Below are 22,901 nucleotides of genomic sequence, written 5' to 3' on the forward strand. Positions count from 1 at the left end.
ATTGGTTACCCCGCAAAGGAAAGAGACACCAGCGTTGGGCTCTTCCCGGAGACAACGACCTCATTGAGGTTGATACGTTTAACAACGTATTCCGTACCCGGAATGCGATCCCCTGACTGCACCGTAACCTGGTTGCCGTTGCTGAGTGCCAGCACGGCCGTGAAACCTTTCCCCGTGCCAGTAATCTCGACAATCTGTGGCGGAACGGCATCTTGCACCGCGCCCTTGACCTCCGTTTTGTTGTCCTGAGAAGGGGGCGCCGGGTTGAAGGGTTGATCCAGTGCACGGTCATAACCGTTCTTTTGCAGTTCATTCAACGCCTTTGCCCTGGCAAGCTGGGCCTCATATAGCACCGTCTCAGCCTGTATCGCTTCCAGTTGGCCAAGATTTAATGCACGTCCCGCTTCCGCGCGCGTGAAGGTGGTTGGGGGGGGAATATCTGCTGACGTTGGCGGTTTCACTGACTGTTCAACCGAAGACGAAGGTGCAGCAGATGGGGCCGCCGGTATGTCAGCGACAGGCGCGGCGAAGACACCCGGTGCGCTTAGCACCAGGCACAACGCCCAGGGAGTGATCCCGGATTTAACGGTTGGCATACAGAAGTCCCTCAATGGTGTATTCCAGGCGATTGTTCTTGAGTGTCGTCGTGATACTGGACGCCCTTATCCCACTGCTGTTGAAGCGCGTCGGCGCAAACAACCGATCCGGCGGAATATCGGTAATGAACGTAAAGCTGTAGGTTCGCCATGGCAGGTTTTGTACATCGCCCTGCGCTAACTGCGTGCTTACGTCCATTTCGCTAAGGCGCAAACGGGCATTGATACGTTGGGCATAGCTGGTCAGATGCTGAATTTGCTGGCTGCCCGGGAGCAGTGCTTCGGGGTGTTCTGGGAGAGAAAGCGACACGGGTAACGCAAAGGAAGCGTCATCCGCGCTGCCGGGAATATTAAACACCGGCTGAATGTCTGCGCCATAGAGTATGGGTAACCGCAAGGCAAAGTCCCCCACGGTGCCCCCGCTCGGCAAAGTGTAGTGCAGCGTGATCTTGCCGTGGGCATCGCACGTCGCCGTATTGAATACCCAGCCGGCAATAGAGATCTGCGCGTCTTTCCACACGTTACTGCAGGCGCTGAGCATCGGCGGGAATCGCGGTTGCGTTGCCCAGGGTTTCAGGTTGTCGGCCGGAGCCTGTTGCTCCAATTGTTGCCTGGCCAACAGCGCAGCCTGAGCAGCGGCAATACGCTCATCTTCTTGATGCGTCTGCCATGCCGAATAGCCAAAATACCCTACCCCCAGGGCCACCACCGCAATGCCCCACAGCCACAGTATCTGTGGATTATGGGTTTGGCTCAGACGCGCTCGTCGCAAACCCACCTTGTTGTCGATCAGCGTCGAGAGCGCCTTATCTTCGGCGTCTAGCTCGGGGAAGAAGCCGCTTGGGGCATATACCGTCCAACCCGCCGCGGGATCAGCGGTGATTTGCAGAAAATTGGACACGGCTATTCGTATCGCCGCCTCATCCCCCACGATATCGCCGAACGGTGACAACATGCCGTCGCTGACAGCCACGAACCAGTATTGCTCGTTGGGCAACGGGAAAACACCGTAACAGGCCTCCGGTAATGCCGGCAGGACGGCTAACGCCATTGATGCCAATGTATGTCGGCCGCCTTTTCGGCGCGTTTTGTCCGTGAGGGTGACGGTGCCCAGCAGGGTGCCTTGCGCCTGGCCATCGCCGGTAGGTAACGCCGCCCAATGTGTGGCATGAGCTTCTTTCGCGCGTAAGCGCATGCTACGGCGCCCACGCAGCGGCAGATATTGCCAGTGCAATCCGGCAACCAGCCAGGCACGTCCATTCTGCAGCGTATAGGTAGTCTGTTGTTTCATGGCTTATCCCAAAATGACCGGCGTGATAAGAATGACCAGCATGGTTTTGTTGTTTTCACCGTTGGCACCGCCACCGAGTCCGAAGAAGCGGAAACTGCCGACACCCTGGCGGTTGGCGGTATTATTGAGAGACTGATAACCACTGAGTACCAACGTCTGTCCAGACTGCATGATGACGCGCTGGGTAAAAGTCTTGAGGCGCGTCTTCATCAACTCAACTGAGGAAGTGTCGCTCGTGAAAGTACGCATGGTCGGGTCATCCGACATATTCATCGCAAACTGCAGCTGCATTTTTGGTGACTGGGGCATCAAGAAAGGCAGTACAGTCATGTTAAAGCCTGTGGTGATGGTCGACTTGGTGATACTGCTCGATGAACCGACGTTAGCTGTATTGTCTTTGGTGACATTGGAAGCATAGTCCTGCTGCAGTGCAACTTGGATCGGCACGGCTGACAGATTAGTGGTCATGCTTGACGCCTCTGTCATCACGCTGACGTTCGCCTGTTCTGACAAGGCTTTGATAAAGGCCTTTGTGCCAGCACCTTTACCATCCAAAATAGAAACCCCGCCGTTCAGAGCATCGGAAGCTGCCCCAGTAAATGCATTGGTCAGAGATACCCCGACACTGCCACTGTTGAATACGGCGTTCCAGTCAATGCCGTACTGATCTTGGGTGCGTTTCTCTACGCTGTAGACCTGGACGTTGAGCACAACCTGCCGGTTGAGTTCTTTATTTCGGTCATCCAGATAGCGGCCTATCAGCTCAAGCACGCGCGGCGTATCCGTCACCGTCAGAACGCCGGCGGACAAATTCATGCGACCGGTGCCCGGTGTCAGCATTGACTTGATGGTATTGGTGACGTCCTCGTACAGACTGGACTTGATTTCCATCTCAGTGGCCTGTGAGGTATTTGAGTCGCCACTGAGTCCACCGCCGCTGCTGTCGCCCGTGGCCCCCATGGACGACGTTGTGCCGCTCACTGTTTTGGAGCCAAAGCTCGCCTTACTGTCCATGAACATGACCGGGAACGTGCGGGTGTCGAGATAGAAAATGGCGATCCGGCCTTGCTCATAACGCCATGACAATCCCAGGCGAGTGGTGACATTGTCGAGCAAACCGCCCAACTCCCCCTGCCAGAACACACCCCTGAGTGAAGTACCACCAGTAACGGCCGGTGCAGCTCGGACGGGTGAACCACCCAATGCAGCCAAAGGTACCATCCCATTTGGATCTGGCGCCGGAACGGGGCCACTGAGTTGCTCGGTTTTGCCCCCTGTCGGCGCCAATATGGCCTGCGCATCGGGTGTCACCACCACGGGCAACCGGCAACGTTTACTGATAAAGGCGCTGACTTCTGCCAGCGTGATGCTCCCAGGCCTATTGATGGCCACAGCACAAGGTGGCAGTAAGTTATTGCCGCCTGGCTGGGCATTTAACGGGTAAGGGTTGATCCATTGAGAGGTAAGATCACGTACAACTGCTCCCTTTTTAAGCGCATGCAGATGCTTATCTGCCCGTTTTTCGTCCTGCGAGACCGTATTGTCGATCTTGTTGATGCGCTCAAGCGGCGCACAGCCGGACAGCAGCAAACACAATGTCGCCGCCAGCCCGGTTAGGGGGAGGTGTTTTTTCATTTTTAACCTACGGTGAGGAGATATTAGTTGAGGTACACCAGGCTGCCGTCAGCAATGCTGTCCGGTACATTGACCTGCATGTCATTGCCAAAGCTGTCGATCAGATGTCTTCCGACGACTTTTCCAACCAACGCTGAATGCCGGCTCTGTGCCAACAACGCGGCCATCAATCCAGGTTGATCCGGCTGGTAGACATACACACGGTCAGCTTGCAGCACATTGTGTAATTCAGGTAGGGATGACCAGCCGAAGGCGCTGTCGGGGATCACACCGTCTTTTTGCGAAGGGTTGTTATAACGCCAGTCATTGATGTCATTGATGTAACGGACAGTTTGAATAGCCCGCTGGCTCAACGTGCTATCGTGCAACTGCACCCCTGTAGGGTCATAAGAGGGGAGTGTGGTCCACACCAGGAAGCCGAGAAAGACCGAAAGCAGCCAGTAAATCATTGAGATCCCCCCCATATCACACAGGCCCAGAACACCGTGCAGAATATCCACACGGCAAGATTTGCTCTTCCGCGATAACTCATCGTGAATACCTCCCAAAATTGAGATTGCTGAGAATAGCCACGGGTCGTTAAATCAAGCGACGGGTTATCAGTGGATCTCTTTGTCATCCACCGAAATCACACACTGTACCTGACGAACACCGGCATACAGCGGCACCTGCGCCGTCCCGTATAAGGTGAACAGACTGTTCAACGCATCACGGAAACTCCCGTCAAACTGGAGCGGTGCATCAATACGGTAATTTGCTGATGTCAGCCAGGCTACAGTCCAGTTAGCCACACCTGGAGTAGAGCACTTCTCAGCGGCGGCCCAACTGAACAGGGTATCTTTCAGCGTACTACCCGCTTCGATCCGCCAGACTTTAGGAGTCGGCACTGCTTTTACTACCGGTACGGCCACATTTTTGGGCTGTGCTGGAGTTGATTTATCTCGAGTATCGTTGAAAGGATTACGCGAGCCTGTGGCGACGATCGCAGTCGGAGAGGATGGATTAGTCGCGTTCGCAGCTGTTTCTGGCTTGGCCACTATTTGTGTATTGACCGATTTGGTCGCAAGTATTGGTGTGCTATACGCCACGGAGACCTGTTTCTTAGGCCAGTCAATCAAAGCTACCCATCCATGTTGGTGTAATAATTCGTCAAGAACGTACGGCCACTGGTCGTTAGCTTCGAGGGTTATCCGCTGCCTGGATTGCGTTTGAAAATCGGCAGAGATTATTGCGGTCCAGCCTGCTGGGATCACTTTATTGAGCGTTGCCTCTAGCCCCAGATTATGAGCTTTGACCCTGACCAGGGTAAAAGTCTCTGGTGTGCCGAGAGATTTGATCCGGGTTAACCCCCGCAACGTATCTGGCGCACTAGCTGTAGCCGTCGCTGGCGGTGTGGTTATGTTGGTTTTTGTCTGTGGGGAACGGACGGGCTGCATCATTGCGCTAGCTTGCTTCACGCTTTTTTGAGCCAACTCGATATGTTGCAAGTTAGTGCTTATCAGGGCATCCACGAATTGTCGGGCATCACTGTCAGCTGGCCGGTGGTTTGGCAAGCTGCAGCCACCCAATAAAACGGGAAGCAGCATGGATGTGTGAATGATTTTCATAGGTTTCATCAGGTAATGGAATAACCGCACCGCATGAGGCATTGGGGAACGGTATTGCCTGGGTGACGAGGGTAAGGTTAACGGAGGTAGTCTTGTTGAAACGCTGCGATTCTTTCATCCGCTTCATCGATTAAATTACGCAAAGAGGTCAATGTACTGAGTGGCATTTTATCCGGGGTTTTGGCCCTAATTCGGCAGGCACGTTTGAACTGAATAACCCGCGCGGCCCGGCGGATATGCAATTCACGCAAATCCTTTTCGGTGACGGTGATACACATATCAATAATCCTCAGAGTTTATATCGGTATTTCCAAAGTGAGGGGGCACATTATCAATGATAACTCTCCTTTTTGAGGCTAATTGAGTTACTAGGTGGTTGCCATATGTCGTCCTTCCGTGGATTCCACTCGTTAGTCGTCAGCGAAGTGGTGCCGATGTGCAGTGTGCGTACGAGTCGTCGGTTATCCAGCGCTAGCTCTAAGTGGGCCACCACTACTTGAAATCCTTCCATGTGAAATACTATTTCCGCATCTTCACTGATCTCTGCTGTGCTATTAAGCAGAAGCTGAAATGTCACAGGCAGTACCATGTTCCCGGTAGGCTGGAATGCGTTTTCGGTGCGCGTCAGCTGAAGTGCATGTTTGCGGCGGTCTCGCCGTCGCTGCATCAGCTCAGCCGTTATGTTTTCCGGGAATCGGCAAACGGCAAGACGCCAACCCTTCTGTATCAGAGAGTTCAATGCGGAGCGAAAACGAAACAGGTCGCAGTGTTCTGCAGCGAAGGCATGGTTCAGCAGGACGCCGAGGGTTCCATCGACCGAAACGGATTTATCGCTGGTTTCTAGTAATTGGCGCAACGATGTGAACTCGGCATTCATACCTCGGAAACTGGGATGAGTGCGTGCTGTATCAAGCCAGTTCGAGATAAAGCGCCGGCGGGCTGTTTCCGAGGTGAAAGGCTTTTCCTGTTCGGCTGTACGAATTGCGATCAGAATGCACCAAAGCAGATGGTGGACTGAATTATCTGCAGAGTACAAAGGTTATCTCCTTTTGTGAGTTTGCGTACCGAATGCTGGCATTGTGCGTGCGGGAAGGAAAATTGGTGAAAAGAGCCCGGCAAGATCCGGGTTAGCTAAAAGTTGTTGAGGGTTGCAATTAAAACCCCGCTAAACTGGGCTCAAATACTAGTTGCATCAGCAATGCCACTCTCGATACAGGGCGGGAATCTTGCTCCATGCGGAGAAGATACTGGTACTGCGCTGGAGTCAGCCATGTCTGGGAGGCCGCTTTCAGCTCATCCTGTGCCACCAAACTCAACTCCGGATCCGGATGAAGTTTCATTAGCCCTTGAACTACCGAGGGACGAAGCGGTGCAATCTGTGACCCATTCATAACAAAACTGCAGAAAGCTGAGTGACGGCGGATCGTATCCACGGTCTGTGTGGCTAAGTTGGCTTTAAGGAAAAAATATCCAGGAAAGAGTGGTGAGATTTGTTTACGCGAACAATTGATTTTATCAGTGCGGCGGATGGTTTTAATGGTCAGCGGTGTCCAGGGAGTGATGTGCTGCTCACTGAGCCAGTCGAAAAGTCTTTCGCGATTTTTGCCTCCGGTAATGTATTGCGCAAGATACCAGCATTGTCCGTTAAGTTCTTCAATGTCCATCATGCTCTCGCCCGAACCGATCCCCCTAAGGGTTCATTCTGTATCCGGCAGGGGCCGAATACACTGGGCGATAACGCTGAAACAGTGGCTGTCTCACTCAGCCCCCTGTAATTCAGACAGCGGCATCGCTCAGTACATTCTTGTGTAAAAACGTGCTTTATCCTCTTGGCGGTAGGACGCACACACATCGCATACTATCATTTCAACCCATAATATCAAGTATCTTGTAAAATAAGCAATAAGTGGTCCTTCTACTGAGTATCATGGATCCCCCTCATTAAAGGTGAATCTATATGGTACCCAAGCGCTTAAAGGAAGCCCGCGAAGCTGCTGGGCTTACCCAGAAACAACTGGCTGAGCTAGTTGCTATCGAAGGTGTTAACCTCACGTCGAGGCTCTCCAACTATGAAGTGGGTAGATTTGCCCCCTCGTTTGACTTCGTTGTACGTGTAGCTAAAGCTCTTGATTACCCTGAGTACTATTTTTATGTAGTAGACGATGACGTTGCTGAATTATTGTTACAGCATCATCATTCAGCAGGAACTACGCCGTTAGTTACGCATTCTGCTGAATATATGAACAGAGATAGCAAGAAATACAAGGCTTCACTAGAAGAGGCTCTGGGCATGGCAGAGCGTCTTACGTCATATATTAAAAAATCGATAAAGTAAAAATGACTTATCCCAAATTAATGGTCTCTTATCTTGGCGGGTATAAGAGATAATTTGGTATATGAGTCAATGTGACGGAAAAAATGATCTCATGAATTATGTAATAAATACAGACCCCTACAGGGGTCGATATGTTAAATTTAGCTTGTAAAAATTAACATTTTAGTTAAGTGAAGTTATTGGATAACTATGATTTAGGTCATCATGTAACTAATTATGTAAAAATAATCCTATGGATTTATATGCTTATTATTTGACTTAAGTAAAACTTCCGTGAACACTCCGCATTAAATAATGAGGAGTGTGGTGATTATTTCATCTGGTTAATTTATTATCTATTACTCATAGCCTCATAATATTTTTTAGGAAAATCATCGGGTGCCATCATCGCAGTATGAATTCGCGAGTGATAGATAATTCTGACAGTTTCTAGTTTGTCAACCTTCATGTTTTCTTTGATCCTTTTTAAGGATAGCTTAACCGCGTTTTGCGAGCATTTTAGTATGTCGGCTATGCCTTCACTGTTAGAACCGAAAGCGTAATACATCAAGACCTTGAACTGAGATTCGGTCAGTTCTGGGAACATGAGACGCTGGTTCCAAAATGTGTCTAAATTCAACATGATATACCCCTTATTTTATGAAAGAATGTATTGGGGTGACGCTCTCATGTGAATGAAGAATCTGTAAAATTGTTCAATGGTAAGACTTTGAGACTTTGAGACTTTGAGACTTTGAGACTTTGAGACTTTGAGACTTTGAGATTTTGGAGGTAATCATTAAAGGCGCATTATTAATATGAGTATTGGAGGTGGTTATGCTATTTACACCTTCAGTCGTGTTCACTACATACAGGTGTTGGCTCATTGAGAATGGTAGACCGGCAAAACCGATCAAAATTTTAACCTGCTTTTCAGGGCTATGGTTCCATTCATCAAGACAGCTCCCGGGCGTAGCATTCAGAAAATCAGCCATGCACTGATCACTATTTAATCATTATAAATCAATAGGTTTTATAAAATAGAAAGCCGCTCTTAACGGCGGCTCGGTTTCCCTGGTGAGGCGGTATTCCTAGGTACTATTGGACACTATATAGTGCCTATCTTCAACCACTTTAATCTATTGCATGACTACTTACACTACCCGTACATTTTTTTACGGGCAGGTATCATATGGCAGAGCCATTTTTAAAAAACCGAAAAAGGTTTACATCCTCACTGGATAACAAACTCGTTCCACTTTTTGATGAATTATCGCGCACCACCCGTATCCCGAAGAGCCGATTGCTTGATGAGGCAATCGAGGATCTGCTGAAGAAACACGGCGTAACTGCATCCGTGGACGAAAGGAGCTGATTTTGGTTGTCTGAACGGAGGTTGAGCCGGAGTTGCCGAAAAACTCACTTGTGCTGGGATAGGGATCTGGAGGAGTCGTTTATGCACGATCCTTCAGCTCTTCGTTAAGAACGATGATTTATATGAGTATTTCATATTTCTAGCGTGATGGTGATCGTTCTACAGGGATCCATTTGCTGCAAGCGGATAGAATGGGCGATATTTGGAGGGATTTTACTTTGGTTTATCATTCTATAAGTGATTGATTAAAAATAAATAAATAGCTATTTTGCTTCAGATGTCTGAGATCTCCTCTGTTTTTATCAGTGTAGCGGACCGATCAACTAACCATCATTGATTATGTGCCAATATGGACAGCAGATCATGATTATTTACTGCTAACTGCTGGAAACTGTAGTAATCTTTGCTTAATCGATCCTTTTTTGATCCATAGGGGAGGCGGAGATGTCACAGGTAGTAGATGTAGTTACTTCCTCAACGAAGACGAAACGTACTTACCGGAAAGGTAATCCGTTATCTGTCTCAGAACGACAGCAAGCACTGGTTGCTCGAAGGAAAGAAACTCACAAAGAAATAAAGGTTTACGTTCATAGTGACTTAAAATCAAGGCTGCAGAATCTATGTGAAGCACAAGGGCTTTCGCAGGCAGAAATGATAAGTCGTCTGATTGAGAATGCGAGCAAAGCGCAGATATAACAACGTTATGGGTTAACTTTCTTGAGTGTTTTAGGATCTAGTGCTAGATTACTGATCGTTTACGAATATTTTGGTGGGCCGCGCCAGTAAGGTGGCAAGGACTGGCGTTGTTGAGAACATATTCTCCAGCACCTGAAAAGCAAAAACCCCGATAATCTTTTTCATCTTGGCGGAGGATAAGATTAACGGGGCTCACTCAAAACTGTATAGAAGCGTTGCTCTATGCAGGGAGTATAGAATTGTGCCAAAAAAAATTCAACTCCTATCGTGCAACATAAGCGCAGGGCTATTTGACTAGCCTGAATTACGCGTCTGATGCACCGATAATCGAGCCCAACCGTACCCGTCGTGGAGAGGCTAATGCCTTACGCAAAGGGACGTCAAAAATCCATCGCCGCTATCAGCCAGGGCTGAGATGTGCTGTGCCGCGTGGCATGGCGTCGAAAGTTGTTGCACGTGTCAGCAGTCATAACTGGCATCGCAATCCCGACTTAGTTGAGCTACGTCAAAATGGGTATGTCCCCTATACCAAACGCAACGATCCCTATTACATTCCCAAACCGATGCGCGTTCACGCACGTTCCGAGGCCTGTGAGGCGCTGACGGCTCTGTCACAGGTGATGGCGGCCAACTGTGACTTTAACCCGGACAGCGACTATCCTTTTGAAATCATGGCCCCGATGGAGCAATTAGCGCATTACATGGGGGTATTGCATGTCTATGACAGTGGCCGTAAAGCCTATGATGTGGCGCTCAATGCGCTGTCGGTAATGGAGCAGCTGCAGTACGCGATCGTCCTGCATGGCAAAGATACCGACAGTGGCCAGAACAAGCCGTTGCGTGTCTGGCTCAGTGAGAAATTCTTCACATCCCGCGGTATCGCGGTCGATGAAATCCGTCAGTGGCTCGGCCAATTCCGTACCTGGGCGATCAAGAACGGCCTGACCGAAACGCTGCGCACCAAATATGAGCGCCATTTACTGCGTATCGAGCACATTGGCATCGATATCAAGAATCGTCACTCCCTGCGTAACCGGCTTAAGCAGATCAAGCGCTGGGTGGTCAACCCGGTCTTGGCCCGCGAGAAAGAGAAGGTGGTTGGCCAGCTCGAAAACGACCTCGATACGCTTGAGCAAGGTGATCGTCTCGATCTGCTCCTGGACGGTCTACAGAGCAAAATCAAAGCTGATGGCAAAGGCCACAAAAAGGCCCAAAACCTGATGTATCAAGCCTATGTCGCCTGGTCAAACAAAACCATGCGTCACGAGGTCGTACAGCTTGAAATGGCGCTCCAGCGCGATAATCCGGGGCTACTTCACAGCGATCCGGAAGCCTATTATCAACGACTGCTGGAACGCGCCGGCATACTCTAGTCACCAAAATCCCCAGATTGAAAATCCGTGTCTACCCCGACGCGGGTTTTGTGCTGCCTGGTGTTCAGGAATTGCTGTTTTTGCAAGCGATGCGCGCGCCGGTGACGGCGAAAATGAGGCGGGGTGGCCATCATCTTCCTGACTCAGATATCCGGGAGCGTAAACAACAACAGTTAATTTCGAACCATAACGTACTGATATCCTTATTTTCGAACGTTAATCCATAACAAAATAAGCCTTTTAAAAAAGGGGATGTCATCGCGCTCAACAGCGCTCGATGATACCTCCTTCGCTTTGCTCAGGCAGAACACCACGGGAAACTCAAATTCCGAGCAAAATCTTGTAACACCAACCCCACCGGCTACGCCGGTAAAGTAGCTCCCGCAAAGCGGGCTATGTCGCTGCACCTAATAGATCAATGACATAAAACCATGGCGGCCAAAAAACATCAGCGTCACCCTCAACGACAAACAACTCCCCACCCACTGCAAAGCCGCCGCCGCCCCGGCCAAAGGCCGGGAACAGCAGTGGCTTTAAAATCGGTGTTGTAACTAAAGAATTAAGTCGCTGTAGGAAATGTTGCGAGAGGTTTTGATTACACGCTCGTAAGCGGCCCTTACGGCCCGCATAACGCGGAGATACGCCCCGCCTGCGGCTACGCCTTGCCGTGACCACTCCGACAGCGCAATTTAACCCCTGTATAGCGATTAGTGGATTTAGCTTTGCAGGGAGGGGATTGGGATTGGTGAAACCTATCAGACCGGAACCGGCTACGCCGGGCTATCGGCGCCAATTATCAGCAGAGTTATAGGTAATACCTGCTGGCGCCTTCATGCCGCTATGCGGCATTCAGAAGACCGGCTGCGCACTGCTCGCCAGTCTGATTGTACGTTATATAAACGACTGTGCTTATAAACACTTGATGGTTAGGAGATTGGATCGTATCTTTTGAGAGCGACTAACCATAAACGGTAGAGCGCTGTATCTCCTGTTGGTTCAGCATTGCTATGGTTTATGTGTAAAAACACACGCTTTGCTGTATTTTTAATCTAAAACCCATTTTTCAGGCGCACTTATCCAGAGCCGGAGCCTGAAGCCATCGTTTTTTCTCCATCCGCTGCAGCCTGGCCGACAGTAATTCTGTCGCATGCCTGCCAGCCTCGGCGCCGGCAAATCGCAGCCGATCGCCGCACAAGATGCATTGGTACGGATCTGTGCCCAGGAAGCCTTTCATCAACACTGCGAACCCGGGCCGTTTGGGCTTATCCCGCACCACCATCGACAGGGCTTCGTAGACCTTCGGCAACAGTTGGCCCCGTTTGCGGTTGGCCAAAAAGCCGTAGTACCGCACCATTTTAAAATGCCTCGCCGGAATATGGCTGATATAGCGCTGCAGCATCTCTTCCTGGCTGATTTTTTGGCGTTTATATTGCTGCGTGCGGTGATCGTAATACTGATGGACCACGGCACCGCCGCGATAATGCCGGAGCTGGGAAGCCGCCACTGGCGGGCGCTTCAGATAACGACCAAGGTATTTTACGCTGCGCCAGGCGCCACGGGTCTTTTTGGCAAAGTGCACTTTCCATGCTCGACGATATTGCGCATGGAGGTAGCGGTACCACCGCTCCTCGTTACGGATATGGCCGAGGCCAGGCAGGCCTCCGGGGTTGATACGTGCATAGTTGACACGCAGCAGGTAAATGACGGCGTTGCGCCAGATTTTCTCTACGTCTTTCTTTTTAAAGAACAACTGTCGCCAGACGTTGTGTTTGACATCAAGGCCGCCGCGGGTGACTGAGACGTGGATATGCGGGTGCTGATTGAGTTGCCGGCCGTAGGTGTGCAGCGCGCAAAAGATGCCGACTTCGATCCCCTGCCTGCGGGCCCAGCGGAGCATGGCCCGGGTAGCGCAGCGAAACAGGTCGAGGGGCCAGTTGTTATTGAAGAACGGCCACAACAAGTGGGGCATGGTGAAGGTGATATGTTGCCAGTCGCAGTCGGGCAGGATGTGCTGCTGCTCGGCAATCCACTGCTCGGTGGCCTTGAGGCCGCAACTGCTGCAGGCCTTGGATTTGCAGCTCTGGCAGAAGAAGCGGGCATGGGTAAAGTCGGATGAGGCGCAACAGTAACGGCGAACGCCCAAGAGGCAGGTACCGCAGGCGAGCATGCGCTCGACGGCGAGTTTGGTCCAGTCGCTGAGAGAGTCGCCATGTTTATCCAGGTATTGGCTCCAGCCGTCGTTATGCTGGAACAACAGCTTTGCGGGTCGCGGAATATACATGGTGCAGAGTATAGAGGGTGGCAGGGAATGGGAAAAGAGCCTCGGCGTCAGCGTGCTCACGTCGCAGGCGTGCACATTTTGTGCGGGTGTCATGCGGCAGTGGGGGGGCGCCATCGCGAGGGGCTGGGCACGATCAGCCGCCGCCGGCGTTGATGTGAGGCAGGGGCTTAAGGACGGTTGAGGCAGCTTTGCTGCCGTGCTCGCCCCGAAGGGGCGCTACGTTCAATCAGCTGTTCCTGGCACCAGTCAGTAACAAGTTCGCAGCCATGCACAGCCTGCGGATTTAACGGGAGGATAAATTCGGTTAACCAGGCGCTGAGTCGTGCGATATCAGCTTTACTGGGGAGTCTGACACCCAGATAGCGGCGAATATTTTGTCGATGCCGCTGAGCCTGCCGCTCCTGAAACGGATAGTTTTCAAGGGATAAGGAAACACATGCGATCTGCTCAGCAATGGTATGCACAATACCGGAAGGGAAATCGTGTACAGAGTTGGGATAATGGCCATGAACCTGTCGGAATTTCAGTTGAAGGGCAAATCCCAGACGACCCGTATCGGTCATCCCCGGTAGCAGGAAAAGCTCATCAGCAAGCAAACGCCACTCGTCCCCGTCATCAAAAGCCTTCTCCTGGAACATCCCAACTCCCTGAATCATCAATGGGTAATCGCTATAATAATCATTTCACAGGTGAGTGATTTTTACTCAGATCCAGTTCAAAAAAGTCAGATGTCGCATTTTGCAGCTTCGCTCCCACTAGGCCTTATTGGCTTGCATGAGGGAAACATATTTAGAGTTTTTAATTCTTACCAAAAAAGGACAGTGCATCATTGTGCTGTATCGGTGAGAATGCTTCAAGGAAATTATTTATATACACAGGATATGTTCTGATAATAAATGAAAATATCATATATTGATACTTGTTCAATAAGCAGGTTTGCAGTGGGGCTTTTTTTTAAAAACTATGATGTTAAAACATTCTCAAGCATTAGAGAGTTCCTTAATCAATTTTATCAAGGGCAGGAAAAACACCTAGTTATATTCGACGCGCCGGCAAATGAGTCCCGACGACTATATTCAGCTGAGATGCTATACTATCTGAGAGAGCTCTACGATAGCGACGTGAAGTTAGTTCTATATTCTGATTTTGATCAGTTGAAATGTGGCTATTTAGATCATCTTACAAAGCCAGATTATGTAATAAATAAAAAATCGCCATTATCAGAAATAGAAGAATTGGTAAAACATTTTAACTTCAATGGTTTTGAGTATAGATGTATCGATGAAGGATACAAAAACAAATTCTTGACACAATGTGAGTTTGAGTATCTTACGTGTTTTTTTAAAGGTATGACAGTGGCTGGCATATCAAAAAAATTCGGTAGACCTAAAAAAACAATTTACTCACACAGAAGAAGTATACTTGTTAAATATGGATTAAAAAATTCTTCAGGTCTAATGCAGTCAATGTTGTAAAAACGTTTTAGACCACATATGAGTGATTAGGGCGTAATGTCGCAGACTTAGTGGTAATGGTTAATTGTTAGATACCATCCGATGATCTTATCGTGCATGGTTAGGAATCTGGATCACGCTTTTTGAGGATCCCTGACCATGAACCGTAGCGCGCAGCTCCCCGTGATGGTGCGGTATCACGATGGGTTATGCGTAAAAATGCCTGTTTTGCTTTCTTTTTAATCCCAAATCTGTTTTTTAGGCGCACTGATCCAGAGCCGGTGCCTGAAGCCATCGTTTTTTCTCCATCCGTTGCAGCCTGGCCGACAGTAATTCTGTCGCATGCCTGCCAGCCTCGGCGCCGGCAAATCGCAGCCGATCACCGCATAAGATGCATTGGTACCTGTGCCCAGGAAGCCTTTCATCAACATCGCGAACCCGGGCCGTTTGGGCTTATCCCGCACCACCATCGACAGGGCTTCGTAGACCTTCGGCAACAGTTGGCCCCGTTTGCGGTTGGCCAAAAAGCCGTAGTACCGCACCATTTTAAAATGCCTCGCCGGAATATGGCTGATATAGCGCTGCAGCATCTCTTCCTGGCTGATTTTTTGGCGTTTATATTGCTGCGTGCGGTGATCGTAATACTGATGGACCACGGCACCGCCGCGATAATGCCGGAGCTGGGAAGCCGCCACTGGCGGGCGCTTCAGATAACGACCAAGGTATTTTACGCTGCGCCAGGCGCCACGGGTCTTTTTGGCAAAGTGCACTTTCCATGCTCGACGATATTGCGCATGGAGGTAGCGGTACCACCGCTCCTCGTTACGGATATGGCCGAGGCCAGGCAGGCCTCCGGGGTTGATACGTGCATAGTTGACACGCAGCAGGTAAATGACGGCATTGCGCCAGATTTGTTCTACGTCTTTCTTTTTAAAGAACAGCTGTCGCCAGGTGTTGTGTTTGACGTCGAGCCCGCCGCGGGTGACGGAGACGTGAATATGCGGGTGCTGATTGAGCTGTCGGCCGTAGGTGTGCAGCGCACAAAAGATGCCGACTTCGATCCCCTGCCTGCGGGCCCAGCGGAGCATGGCCCGGGTAGCGCAGCGAAACAGGTCGAGGGGCCAGTTGTTATTGAAGAACGGCCACAACAAGTGGGGCATGGTGAAGGTGATATGTTGCCAGTCGCAGTCGGGCAGGATGTGCTGCTGCTCGGCAATCCACTGCTCGGTGGCCTTGAGGCCGCAACTGCTGCAGGCCTTGGACTTGCAGCTCTGGCAGAAGAAACGGGCATGGGTACAGTCGGATAAGGCGCAACAGTAACGGCGAACGCCCATGAGGCAGGTACCGCAGGCGAGCATGCGCTCGACGGCGAGTTTGGTCCAGTCGCTGAGGGTGTCGCCATGTTTATCCAGGTACTTGCACCAGCCGTCGTTATGCTGGAACAGCAGCTTTGCGGGTCGCGGAATATACATGGTGCAGAGTATAGAGGGTGGCAGGGAATGGGAAAAGAACCTCTGCGTCAGCGTGCTCACGTCGCAGACGTGCCCATTTTATGCGGGTATTAGTGCGGGGGCGATCAGCCTGCCCCGACGTTGATGTGAGGCTGGGTCTTAAAGACGGTTGAGGCAGCAACGCTGCCGTGCTCGCACCGAAGGTGCGCTACGTTCTCGCGTTTCTCACCTTCGTCATCGCTGGCACCTATACCCGACGGGTCAACGTAACCGGCGAGATCAGTACCTATCCGCGCGCTGCCAATGTTTATTCCACCGTTCAGGGTGTGGTGGTCAAACAATTCGTCACCGAAGGGCTAGCGATCAAAACCGGTGCCCCATTTTCCAGATCGACGTGAGCAAAAGTACGCGCAGCGGCGTGGTCAGCGACAATCAGCGCCGGGACATTGATGGCCAACTGACACGCATTGCTCAAATCATCAGCCGGCTGGAAAGCAACAAACAGGCCACTCTTCCGATGTTAGAAAAACAGAAGGCGCAGTATACCGCCGCGTTCGCCCACTCTACCGACATCCTCCGGAGGGCCCAGGAAGGGATCCGCATCATGAAGGAGAATATGGAGAACTACCGGCACTATCAGACCAAAGGACTAATCAACAAGGATCAGCTGACCAATCAAGTGGCGCTGTATTACCAGCAGCAAAACAACCTGCTGGGCCTCTCCGGCCAAAACGAGCAAAACGCCATGCAGACACCGCACTGGAAAGCCAAATCCACACCCAGGCTGCCGAATTCGACAACCGGATTTATCAGATGGAGTTGCAACGCTATGAGCTACAGAAAGAGTTGCAGAACATCGATGCCAGCGGGACGATCATCGTCTGCGCGCTGACCGAAGGTCGTGTCGATTCGCTAAGTGTCACGGTCGGACAGATGGTCAACGTCGGTGACAGCCTGTTGCAGGTGCTCCCGCATGACATTGATCACTATGCCCTGGTACTCTGGGTGCCCAACGACGCCATCCCCTACATTGCCACTGGAGATAAGGTCAACGTACGTTATGACGCCTTTCCGGCGGAGAAATTCGGTCAGTTCGCCGGTACGGTGTCCGTCATATCCAAAACCCCGGCTTCACCGCAGGAAATGCTGACCTACCAGGGGGCCCCCAAGCCGCACTGACCGCCGCGGTGCCGTACTATAAAGTGATTGTCAGGCCGGAGAAACAAGCCATTGTCTACAACGGCAAACGTCTGAGTCTGGAAAACGGCATGAAAGCGCAGAGCACCCTGTTTCTGGAAAAAAAGGAGGATTTATCAATGGATGCTGTCACCGTTTTACGACATGAAACACAGCGCAACGGGGCCAGTCAATGAGTAAACGTACCTTTAAAAGGCTGGTCTGCCAACTGGACATGCGTTCATCAAACCGAAGCCTCAGAATGCGGTCTAGCCTGCCTGGCGATGATTTGCGGTCACTACGGCAAGAACGTTGATCTGATTGCACTGCGCCAGCAGTTTAATCTGTCGGCGCGCGGTGCCACCTTGTCCGGACTAACCAGCATCGCCGAGCAGCTGGGATTGGCCACGCGCCCTCTGTCGCTGGATATCGACGAGCTTGGTGCCCTGAAAATGCCGTGCATACTACACTGGGAGTTCAACCATTTTGTGGTGCTAGTGAGCGTCAGGCATAACCGTGCGGTCTTACACGAGCCGGCGCGTGGGCGTCGAATCGTGGGTATGGCAGAGTTGTCGCAAAGTTTTACCGGCGTGGCACTTGAAGCCTGGCCAAGCAGCGCATTTAAAGCGTGCACTGAGCGTAACCGGTTTAGCCTCAGTACGCTGATGGGCAGTGTGCACGGACTCAAGGGCACACTTGGCAAAATATTTTGTCTGTCGATAGTGATCGAGACCATCAACCTGGTGATGCCGATTGGCACGCAGCTGGTTATGGACCACGCGATCCCTGCCGGGGATCGCGGACTGTTGACCCTCATCTGCATCGGCTTGTTATTCTTTATTCTGCTGCGTGCAGCGGTCAGCATGGTACGCGCCTGGTCGTCGCTGGTTATGACAACGCTCATCAACGTCCAGTGGCAATCCGGACTGTTCAATCATCTGTTGCGCTTGCCGCTGGGGTATTTCGAACGACGTAAATTGGGTGACATCCAGTCGCGTTTTGGCTCCCTGGATGCGTTGCGCAGCACCTTCACGGCCAGTATCGTCGGTGCCATCATGGATAGTATCATGGTGATCGGCGTACTGGTGATGATGGTGTTGTACGGAGGATGGCTGACTTGGATCGTGCTGTCTTTCACTGCTCTGTACGTGTTGCTGCGTTTGCTTACCTATGGCTACTACCGGCAGTTGTCCGAGGAATCACTGGTGAGAAACGCCCGGGCTGGCTCGTATTTCATGGAAACGTTGTACGGTATCGCCACAGTGAAGATGCAGGGTATGGCGGAAAGGCGTAGTGCCCACTGGCTTAACCTTGAAATCGACAGCATTAATACCAGTATCCGGGTGACCAAGATGGACATGCTGTTTGGTGGCATCAACACCCTGATTACCGCCTGTGATCAGGTGGTGATCCTGTGGCTGGGAACCAGTCTGGTGATCGACAATCAGATGACCATCGGCATGTTCGTGGCGTTCGGCGCATTCCGGGGGCAGTTTTTTGATCGCATTGGTTCGCTGACTGCATTTTTACTGCAGTTGCGCATGATGAGCCTGCACAACGAGCGTATTGCCGATATTGTCCTGCACCCGCGGGAAAATCGCAAACCCGACCACCCCTATGAGGCTCGGCTGCAGCCAATTTCGCTGAGCACTCATGCGCTGAGCTATCGTTACGACAGCCAGTCACCGGCCATTTTCAGCGCACTGGACATCGCCGTTGCGGCAGGAGAAGGCGTGGCCATCGTGGGACCTTCCGGTGCAGGAAAAACCACACTAATGAAAGTCTTGTGTGGGCTCTTTTCCCCCGACAGCGGCAGGGTTCAGGTGAATGGCATCGATATTCAGCAACTGGGAAGCAATAACTACCACAAGATGATCGCTTGCGTGATGCAAGACGATAAGCTGTTCTCCGGTTCTATCCGGGAAAATATCTGCGGATTTACGGACGTCATGGATGAAAACTGGATGCAGGAATGTGCCCAGGGCAGCTATCTGCATGAGGTCATCATGCGCATGCCAATGGGGTATGAAACACTGATCGGCGAGCTGGGCGAAGGGTTGTCTGGCGGTCAAAAGCAACGCCTATTCATCGCCAGAGCCATTTACAAAAAGCCCGGGATCCTGTTCATGGATGAGGCAACCAGTGCGCTGGACAAAGAAAGTGAGGCGGTGGTGAATCAGGCTATCCAGAGTCTCAATATTACGCGAGTTATCATTGCGCACCGTGAGACTACAATTGCGTCGGTTGACCGAGTTATTAATTTGGGTTGAAAATGAGGCTGTTTAATAGTGAATAACGATACGAGAAAAAATGCGAAATTGACATTCACTTGTTTTTGCATGTTTTTACTCCTGGTCGGGATAACGTTTTACCCTGCTATTATTCCCGATAAAGTCGCTCTCGTGCAGTCTGGTTTATTACTACCTATTCTGTATGTGCTGGAGTTCTCTTTTATTGTTTCTTTGTATGTTATTTACTTTAGAAAGCTAGATGATATGGGTAGAGGAAGCTTTAGCTTTCCGCAGTTTTTGGTATTTCTTTCCATGATCCTACTTGCTCAGCTAGCGGGGGCTTATATCACGGATGTAAGGAAAACAGAGAACTGGATGATGGAGCAAGAGTCCGTAAAGGGGAACTTATTTTTGTCGAATTTACTCATGTTAGTGTTCATCGTACCAGTTTATGAGGAACTGGTGTTTAGAGGGTGTTTACTGACGGCACTGCTCAATTTTTTTCAAGGCAACATTTACATCGCATCGCTGGCTGCTTCGGCGCTATTTGCAGCTTTACATACACAATACCAGGATATCAGAACGTTAATTATTCTTTTTCTTATATCCATTATTTTTATAGCGGATAGGATCATATCTAGAGGGCTGATGATGCCAATCTTTCTGCATATGGCAATGAATGGCATTGTATTGGGGACGGGGGTTTATGCAATGTAGAACTCATCAATGAGCTGAGAAGATATGTTATATTTATTTGTGAAATACCCCCTAAATTAATAGTTAGTTGAAGTATAAATACTTATTCCATTATTCTGAGTGATAATTAAGTACGCAAGTCACGCATAACATCAATCACAGTGATAATTAAAAAGTATTAAATAAAGAATTATTCTATATCTTTTATTTTCAGAACTTTTTTTTCCACCATCTGCTACTGAATAAAAATATAGCGATAACTGTAATCAGTGAAAAAACACTGGATTTTATTATGTTTGTGGAAATTTCAGTTCTAAAAAATCCCTAAAAAGAAAATGATAAAGAAAAAAAGAATTGCTTAATATAATGAAACATTACTTACCTCTCTAAAAAGAGGTTCAAAAGAACCTCTTTATTTGCATTTGCCAGTGGCATTGGCCGTTGACACTATTTTTGTTACCATCCCCGCCAAACGCACCGCCACCATTGCCATTATTACCGTATTTACCTACTGCCCCCATAGCTGAATCATAGCTCTGACCACCGGCAACAGTACCAATCAAGCCACCAATGAGCCCCCCAACCGGCCCCCCAGCTAAAGCCCCAATCGCAGTGCCCGCTGCCGCTCCTGCATATGTAGCACTATCGCGTCCAGAATTTCGGGCACTGTCGTTCCGACCGCCATTATCTGTTCGATCACCACCGTTGTTACCACGACCACCAGACACATAATTTAACAAAGAAGAATCAATAACTTTCATAAACAACTCCTTTTGATGATGAAACTGATATGTGTAAACTTATGTAAAGCCACTAATCAGTAACCCATATATTATTATTTTGCAATAAATTTCATTGTAATAATTCAGTGCCGTTGAACTGCCGTTTATGTTTTTTTAGTTTGCATTGTTTCTATTGATTGTGAGTGCCGCATAATAAATAATTTATTATTATATAATCAGTTTGTTACGTGACTTTAATTTTATTTTATGTTGTTAATAATTAAGCTGCAATTGCAACAAGCCTTTGGACTATTGCCCTAGGTCAGAAATTTCGGCGGTTCCGGCGTAGAACCCCATATAGGTTTCATCCATTCGCCATCGATGCCCCACGGGACGTTTATGTCGGCGAAAGGCCTTATCCAGCAGCGGTACCAGACGGATGACCCAACGGTGCAATGTCGAGTGGTCAACGATAACGCCACGCTCTGCCATCATTTCCTCTAGGTTGCGCAAACTCAGTGAGTAAGTCAGGTAACAGCGGACGCACAGGGCTATCACATCAATGGGATAATGCAGACGACTGAAGGGTTTTCGGATCAGAGGCATAGTCAGGTAACATCGAAAAAAAACAGTATCTTACCTAACGACTCCTTAATGCGACACAACCTATTTTATTGGCTTGTATGAGGGAAGCATATGTAGAGCTTTTAATTCTTACCAAAAAAGGACAGTGCATCAGTAAGCTGTATCGGTGACAATGTTTCCGCAAAATTATTATATGTTATATATGGGGTATGTTCTGAAAATAAATGAGAATACCATATGTTGATGTTTGTTCAATAAGTAGGCTTGCAGTAGGTTTTTTATTTAAAGATTGTGGTGTTAAAACCTTCTCAAGCATTAGATAGTTTTGCGAGCTAGCCGCTTGAGATGGGGTCGCAAGTTAAGATTATGACGCTCTATCCGCAGGGTGTTCATTTTGCTTACAACATGGCTGGTTGAAGCCAGCAGTGTTTGGTGTACCGGCCAGGCGTTAGTCATGAAGAAAGTGATCTTAAACAGGCTCAATAGTACAAGAAGGCGTTTTAAAGTCTGAGCATTACGTGGGCACAAACGCATGTGCAATAACTCGTTTTCGGATGCGACCGTAAGCATATAATAACCATCGCTCATTGCTTTTGCACCGGACATACGACCACTACTCATCAGCTTCACAGCAGATGAGTTAGGATCTACGTTCTGCGCTACTCAATGATTTTCCTCAAGCTGTTTTTGCAATAATAACCCTGTCAATACAGGTTGTTAAACATCAGTGTTTTAATATTACTCACTTATAAGGATTTAATGTAAATGAAACTTCGCTTACTCGCACTAACCGCTCTGGCATCATTAACAATTTCTACCTATTCTTTTGCTGACGTACCTCCTGGTGCACAGGGTAATGGTGAGATCATGTTTAAAGGTTCAGTTATCAAAGCACCATGCGGCCTTGCTCCAGGTGAAGATGGCGATAACCAGCATATTGATATGGGCCAGATTGCTGATGCTCAGTTAAGAACAGTAGGTTATGGCAAGCCAAAAAGCTTCAAAATCAACTTGATTGGTTGTTCTTTTGATCCGATGGCAACAGCTGAAACTAAAGTTAACGTCCGTTTTGATGGAATGTCAGTCGGCGGTTCTAATGGTTTCCTGGGAGTCTCTGGTGATGCTAAAGGGCTAGCCATTCGCCTGCTAGATTCATCTAATAAACACGTTAAAGTGGGAGCAACATCAGACGATTACAGTCTGCGCACGGGCGATAACTCCCTGTTATTCTCTGCTCAAGTCGTTAAGCTAGATGGTGAAGACATTGTTGCAGGTACCTATAGCGCAATGACCAGTTTCTCTCTGACCTACCTCTAAGTTTACCTTGTAGAGAAGTCACTCCCAACACCAAATTACTGTAGATAAAGGTAATTTGGTGTTTTTTAAATTAGAGAGGGCTTCGGTTATTGAATTCGCTC

The 22,901-nt window shown here is 49.5% G+C and carries 18 protein-coding genes and 6 pseudogenes; 9 read left to right on the forward strand and 15 right to left on the reverse strand.

Features of this window, described 5'->3' with window-relative positions; all coding sequences use genetic code 11:
- Window positions 1-5: 5 nt before the first annotated feature.
- The 8 genes from pilP to KGP26_RS29685 all read right to left on the reverse strand — a co-directional run bounded on the left by pilP (window position 6) and on the right by KGP26_RS29685 (window position 6,793).
- Complete coding sequence (gene pilP / locus KGP26_RS29650; protein WP_074032158.1) at window positions 6-596, reverse strand: type IV pilus biogenesis protein PilP; 591 nt, start codon at window positions 594-596, stop codon at window positions 6-8.
- The gene (pilO2, locus tag KGP26_RS29655; protein WP_223665727.1) at window positions 583-1,887 is read right to left on the reverse strand and encodes a type 4b pilus protein PilO2; all 1,305 of its coding nucleotides are present in this window, start codon (window positions 1,885-1,887) and stop codon (window positions 583-585) included. The genes pilP and pilO2 overlap by 14 nt, the downstream gene beginning before the upstream one ends.
- 3 nt (window positions 1,888-1,890) lie before the next feature.
- Window positions 1,891-3,522, reverse strand: a complete 1,632-nt coding sequence (locus tag KGP26_RS29660; RefSeq protein WP_223665728.1) for a PilN family type IVB pilus formation outer membrane protein — start codon at window positions 3,520-3,522, stop codon at window positions 1,891-1,893.
- Window positions 3,523-3,545: 23 nt separating this feature from the next.
- Complete coding sequence (pilM, locus tag KGP26_RS29665) at window positions 3,546-3,971, reverse strand: type IV pilus biogenesis protein PilM (RefSeq protein WP_223665729.1); 426 nt, start codon at window positions 3,969-3,971, stop codon at window positions 3,546-3,548.
- A gap of 150 nt (window positions 3,972-4,121) precedes the next feature.
- Window positions 4,122-5,129, reverse strand: coding sequence for a toxin co-regulated pilus biosynthesis Q family protein (locus KGP26_RS29670; protein WP_223665730.1), 1,008 nt, complete (start codon window positions 5,127-5,129; stop codon window positions 4,122-4,124).
- A 77-nt stretch (window positions 5,130-5,206) separates the two neighbouring features.
- Window positions 5,207-5,407, reverse strand: coding sequence for a hypothetical protein (locus KGP26_RS29675; protein ID WP_074032163.1), 201 nt, complete (start codon window positions 5,405-5,407; stop codon window positions 5,207-5,209).
- A 53-nt stretch (window positions 5,408-5,460) separates the two neighbouring features.
- Window positions 5,461-6,165, reverse strand: coding sequence for a hypothetical protein (locus tag KGP26_RS29680; protein WP_081375893.1), 705 nt, complete (start codon window positions 6,163-6,165; stop codon window positions 5,461-5,463).
- A gap of 118 nt (window positions 6,166-6,283) precedes the next feature.
- A complete protein-coding gene (locus KGP26_RS29685) occupies window positions 6,284-6,793 on the reverse strand; it encodes a transcription termination/antitermination NusG family protein (RefSeq protein ID WP_059202204.1) in 510 nt (169 codons plus the stop codon).
- 293 nt (window positions 6,794-7,086) lie between these two features.
- Here KGP26_RS29685 and KGP26_RS29690 point away from each other — a divergent pair, with 293 nt between their 5' ends.
- A complete protein-coding gene (locus tag KGP26_RS29690) occupies window positions 7,087-7,464 on the forward strand; it encodes a helix-turn-helix transcriptional regulator (protein WP_223665731.1) in 378 nt (125 codons plus the stop codon).
- A gap of 331 nt (window positions 7,465-7,795) precedes the next feature.
- Here KGP26_RS29690 and KGP26_RS29695 read toward each other — a convergent pair whose 3' ends face one another.
- Window positions 7,796-8,086: a LuxR C-terminal-related transcriptional regulator gene (locus KGP26_RS29695; RefSeq protein WP_074032164.1), complete on the reverse strand. Its 291-nt coding sequence runs from the start codon at window positions 8,084-8,086 to the stop codon at window positions 7,796-7,798.
- Window positions 8,087-8,635: 549 nt separating this feature from the next.
- On the opposite strand from KGP26_RS29695, the gene KGP26_RS29700 reads away from it, so the two are divergent.
- The 3 genes from KGP26_RS29700 (at window position 8,636) to KGP26_RS29710 (ending at window position 10,887) form a co-directional block, all read left to right on the forward strand.
- Entirely contained in the window at window positions 8,636-8,818 is a 183-nt protein-coding gene (locus KGP26_RS29700; protein WP_074032165.1) for a ribbon-helix-helix domain-containing protein, read from the forward strand.
- 444 nt (window positions 8,819-9,262) lie between these two features.
- Window positions 9,263-9,514, forward strand: coding sequence for a replication regulatory protein RepA (gene repA, locus KGP26_RS29705; protein WP_074032166.1), 252 nt, complete (start codon window positions 9,263-9,265; stop codon window positions 9,512-9,514).
- A 290-nt stretch (window positions 9,515-9,804) separates the two neighbouring features.
- Complete coding sequence (locus tag KGP26_RS29710; protein WP_371824955.1) at window positions 9,805-10,887, forward strand: Replication protein; 1,083 nt, start codon at window positions 9,805-9,807, stop codon at window positions 10,885-10,887.
- 1,063 nt (window positions 10,888-11,950) lie between these two features.
- Here the strand turns inward: KGP26_RS29710 and KGP26_RS29715 are convergent.
- Entirely contained in the window at window positions 11,951-13,168 is a 1,218-nt protein-coding gene (locus KGP26_RS29715; protein ID WP_223665732.1) for an IS91 family transposase, read from the reverse strand.
- 212 nt (window positions 13,169-13,380) lie between these two features.
- Window positions 13,381-13,824: pseudogene (locus KGP26_RS29720) on the reverse strand (DUF4158 domain-containing protein); the annotation flags it as partial.
- Between the two features lie 240 nt (window positions 13,825-14,064).
- Here KGP26_RS29720 and KGP26_RS29725 point away from each other — a divergent pair.
- A complete protein-coding gene (locus KGP26_RS29725) occupies window positions 14,065-14,643 on the forward strand; it encodes a LuxR C-terminal-related transcriptional regulator (RefSeq protein WP_223665733.1) in 579 nt (192 codons plus the stop codon).
- Window positions 14,644-14,880: 237 nt separating this feature from the next.
- Here KGP26_RS29725 and KGP26_RS29730 read toward each other — a convergent pair.
- Window positions 14,881-16,094, reverse strand: a pseudogene (locus tag KGP26_RS29730) (IS91 family transposase).
- Window positions 16,095-16,282: 188 nt separating this feature from the next.
- Here KGP26_RS29730 and KGP26_RS29735 point away from each other — a divergent pair.
- The 3 genes and pseudogenes from KGP26_RS29735 to KGP26_RS29745 all read left to right on the forward strand — a co-directional run.
- Window positions 16,283-17,450: pseudogene (locus KGP26_RS29735) on the forward strand (HlyD family secretion protein); the annotation flags it as partial.
- A pseudogene (locus KGP26_RS29740) lies at window positions 17,443-19,519 on the forward strand (peptidase domain-containing ABC transporter). The pseudogenes KGP26_RS29735 and KGP26_RS29740, both read left to right, overlap by 8 nt.
- 18 nt (window positions 19,520-19,537) lie before the next feature.
- Window positions 19,538-20,197, forward strand: a complete 660-nt coding sequence (locus KGP26_RS29745; protein ID WP_223665735.1) for a type II CAAX prenyl endopeptidase Rce1 family protein — start codon at window positions 19,538-19,540, stop codon at window positions 20,195-20,197.
- Between the two features lie 377 nt (window positions 20,198-20,574).
- Here the strand turns inward: KGP26_RS29745 and KGP26_RS29750 are convergent, their stop codons facing one another.
- From KGP26_RS29750 to KGP26_RS29760, 3 genes and pseudogenes are all read right to left on the reverse strand, one after another.
- Entirely contained in the window at window positions 20,575-20,937 is a 363-nt protein-coding gene (locus tag KGP26_RS29750; protein WP_223665736.1) for a hypothetical protein, read from the reverse strand.
- Between the two features lie 315 nt (window positions 20,938-21,252).
- Window positions 21,253-21,504: pseudogene (locus KGP26_RS29755) on the reverse strand (IS6 family transposase); the annotation flags it as partial.
- A gap of 297 nt (window positions 21,505-21,801) precedes the next feature.
- Window positions 21,802-22,123: pseudogene (locus tag KGP26_RS29760) on the reverse strand (IS1 family transposase); the annotation flags it as partial.
- 125 nt (window positions 22,124-22,248) lie between these two features.
- Between KGP26_RS29760 and KGP26_RS29765 the strand changes: the two are divergent.
- The gene (locus tag KGP26_RS29765) at window positions 22,249-22,800 is read left to right on the forward strand and encodes a fimbrial protein (RefSeq protein WP_223665737.1); all 552 of its coding nucleotides are present in this window, start codon (window positions 22,249-22,251) and stop codon (window positions 22,798-22,800) included.
- Window positions 22,801-22,901: the final 101 nt, after the last annotated feature.

Origin of the sequence: Serratia sp. JSRIV002 (assembly GCF_019968725.1) — a bacterium.
GTDB classification, from domain to species: Bacteria; Pseudomonadota; Gammaproteobacteria; order Enterobacterales; family Enterobacteriaceae; genus Chania; species Chania fonticola_B.

What these genes read in the sequence shown, in the direction of transcription:
- KGP26_RS29685 (WP_059202204.1), bottom strand. Translation starts at nt 6,793, where the DNA reads ATGGACATTGAAGAACTTAACGGACAATGCTGGTATCTTGCGCAATAC.
- repA (WP_074032166.1), top strand. Translation starts at nt 9,263, where the DNA reads ATGTCACAGGTAGTAGATGTAGTTACTTCCTCAACGAAGACGAAACGT.
- KGP26_RS29765 (WP_223665737.1), top strand. Translation starts at nt 22,249, where the DNA reads ATGAAACTTCGCTTACTCGCACTAACCGCTCTGGCATCATTAACAATT.
- KGP26_RS29750 (WP_223665736.1), bottom strand. Translation starts at nt 20,937, where the DNA reads ATGAAAGTTATTGATTCTTCTTTGTTAAATTATGTGTCTGGTGGTCGT.
- KGP26_RS29715 (WP_223665732.1), bottom strand. Translation starts at nt 13,168, where the DNA reads ATGTATATTCCGCGACCCGCAAAGCTGTTGTTCCAGCATAACGACGGC.
- KGP26_RS29700 (WP_074032165.1), top strand. Translation starts at nt 8,636, where the DNA reads ATGGCAGAGCCATTTTTAAAAAACCGAAAAAGGTTTACATCCTCACTG.
- pilM (WP_223665729.1), bottom strand. Translation starts at nt 3,971, where the DNA reads ATGATTTACTGGCTGCTTTCGGTCTTTCTCGGCTTCCTGGTGTGGACC.
- KGP26_RS29675 (WP_074032163.1), bottom strand. Translation starts at nt 5,407, where the DNA reads ATGTGTATCACCGTCACCGAAAAGGATTTGCGTGAATTGCATATCCGC.
- KGP26_RS29690 (WP_223665731.1), top strand. Translation starts at nt 7,087, where the DNA reads ATGGTACCCAAGCGCTTAAAGGAAGCCCGCGAAGCTGCTGGGCTTACC.
- KGP26_RS29660 (WP_223665728.1), bottom strand. Translation starts at nt 3,522, where the DNA reads ATGAAAAAACACCTCCCCCTAACCGGGCTGGCGGCGACATTGTGTTTG.
- KGP26_RS29670 (WP_223665730.1), bottom strand. Translation starts at nt 5,129, where the DNA reads ATGAAAATCATTCACACATCCATGCTGCTTCCCGTTTTATTGGGTGGC.
- pilO2 (WP_223665727.1), bottom strand. Translation starts at nt 1,887, where the DNA reads ATGAAACAACAGACTACCTATACGCTGCAGAATGGACGTGCCTGGCTG.
- KGP26_RS29725 (WP_223665733.1), top strand. Translation starts at nt 14,065, where the DNA reads ATGAAAATATCATATATTGATACTTGTTCAATAAGCAGGTTTGCAGTG.
- KGP26_RS29695 (WP_074032164.1), bottom strand. Translation starts at nt 8,086, where the DNA reads ATGTTGAATTTAGACACATTTTGGAACCAGCGTCTCATGTTCCCAGAA.
- pilP (WP_074032158.1), bottom strand. Translation starts at nt 596, where the DNA reads ATGCCAACCGTTAAATCCGGGATCACTCCCTGGGCGTTGTGCCTGGTG.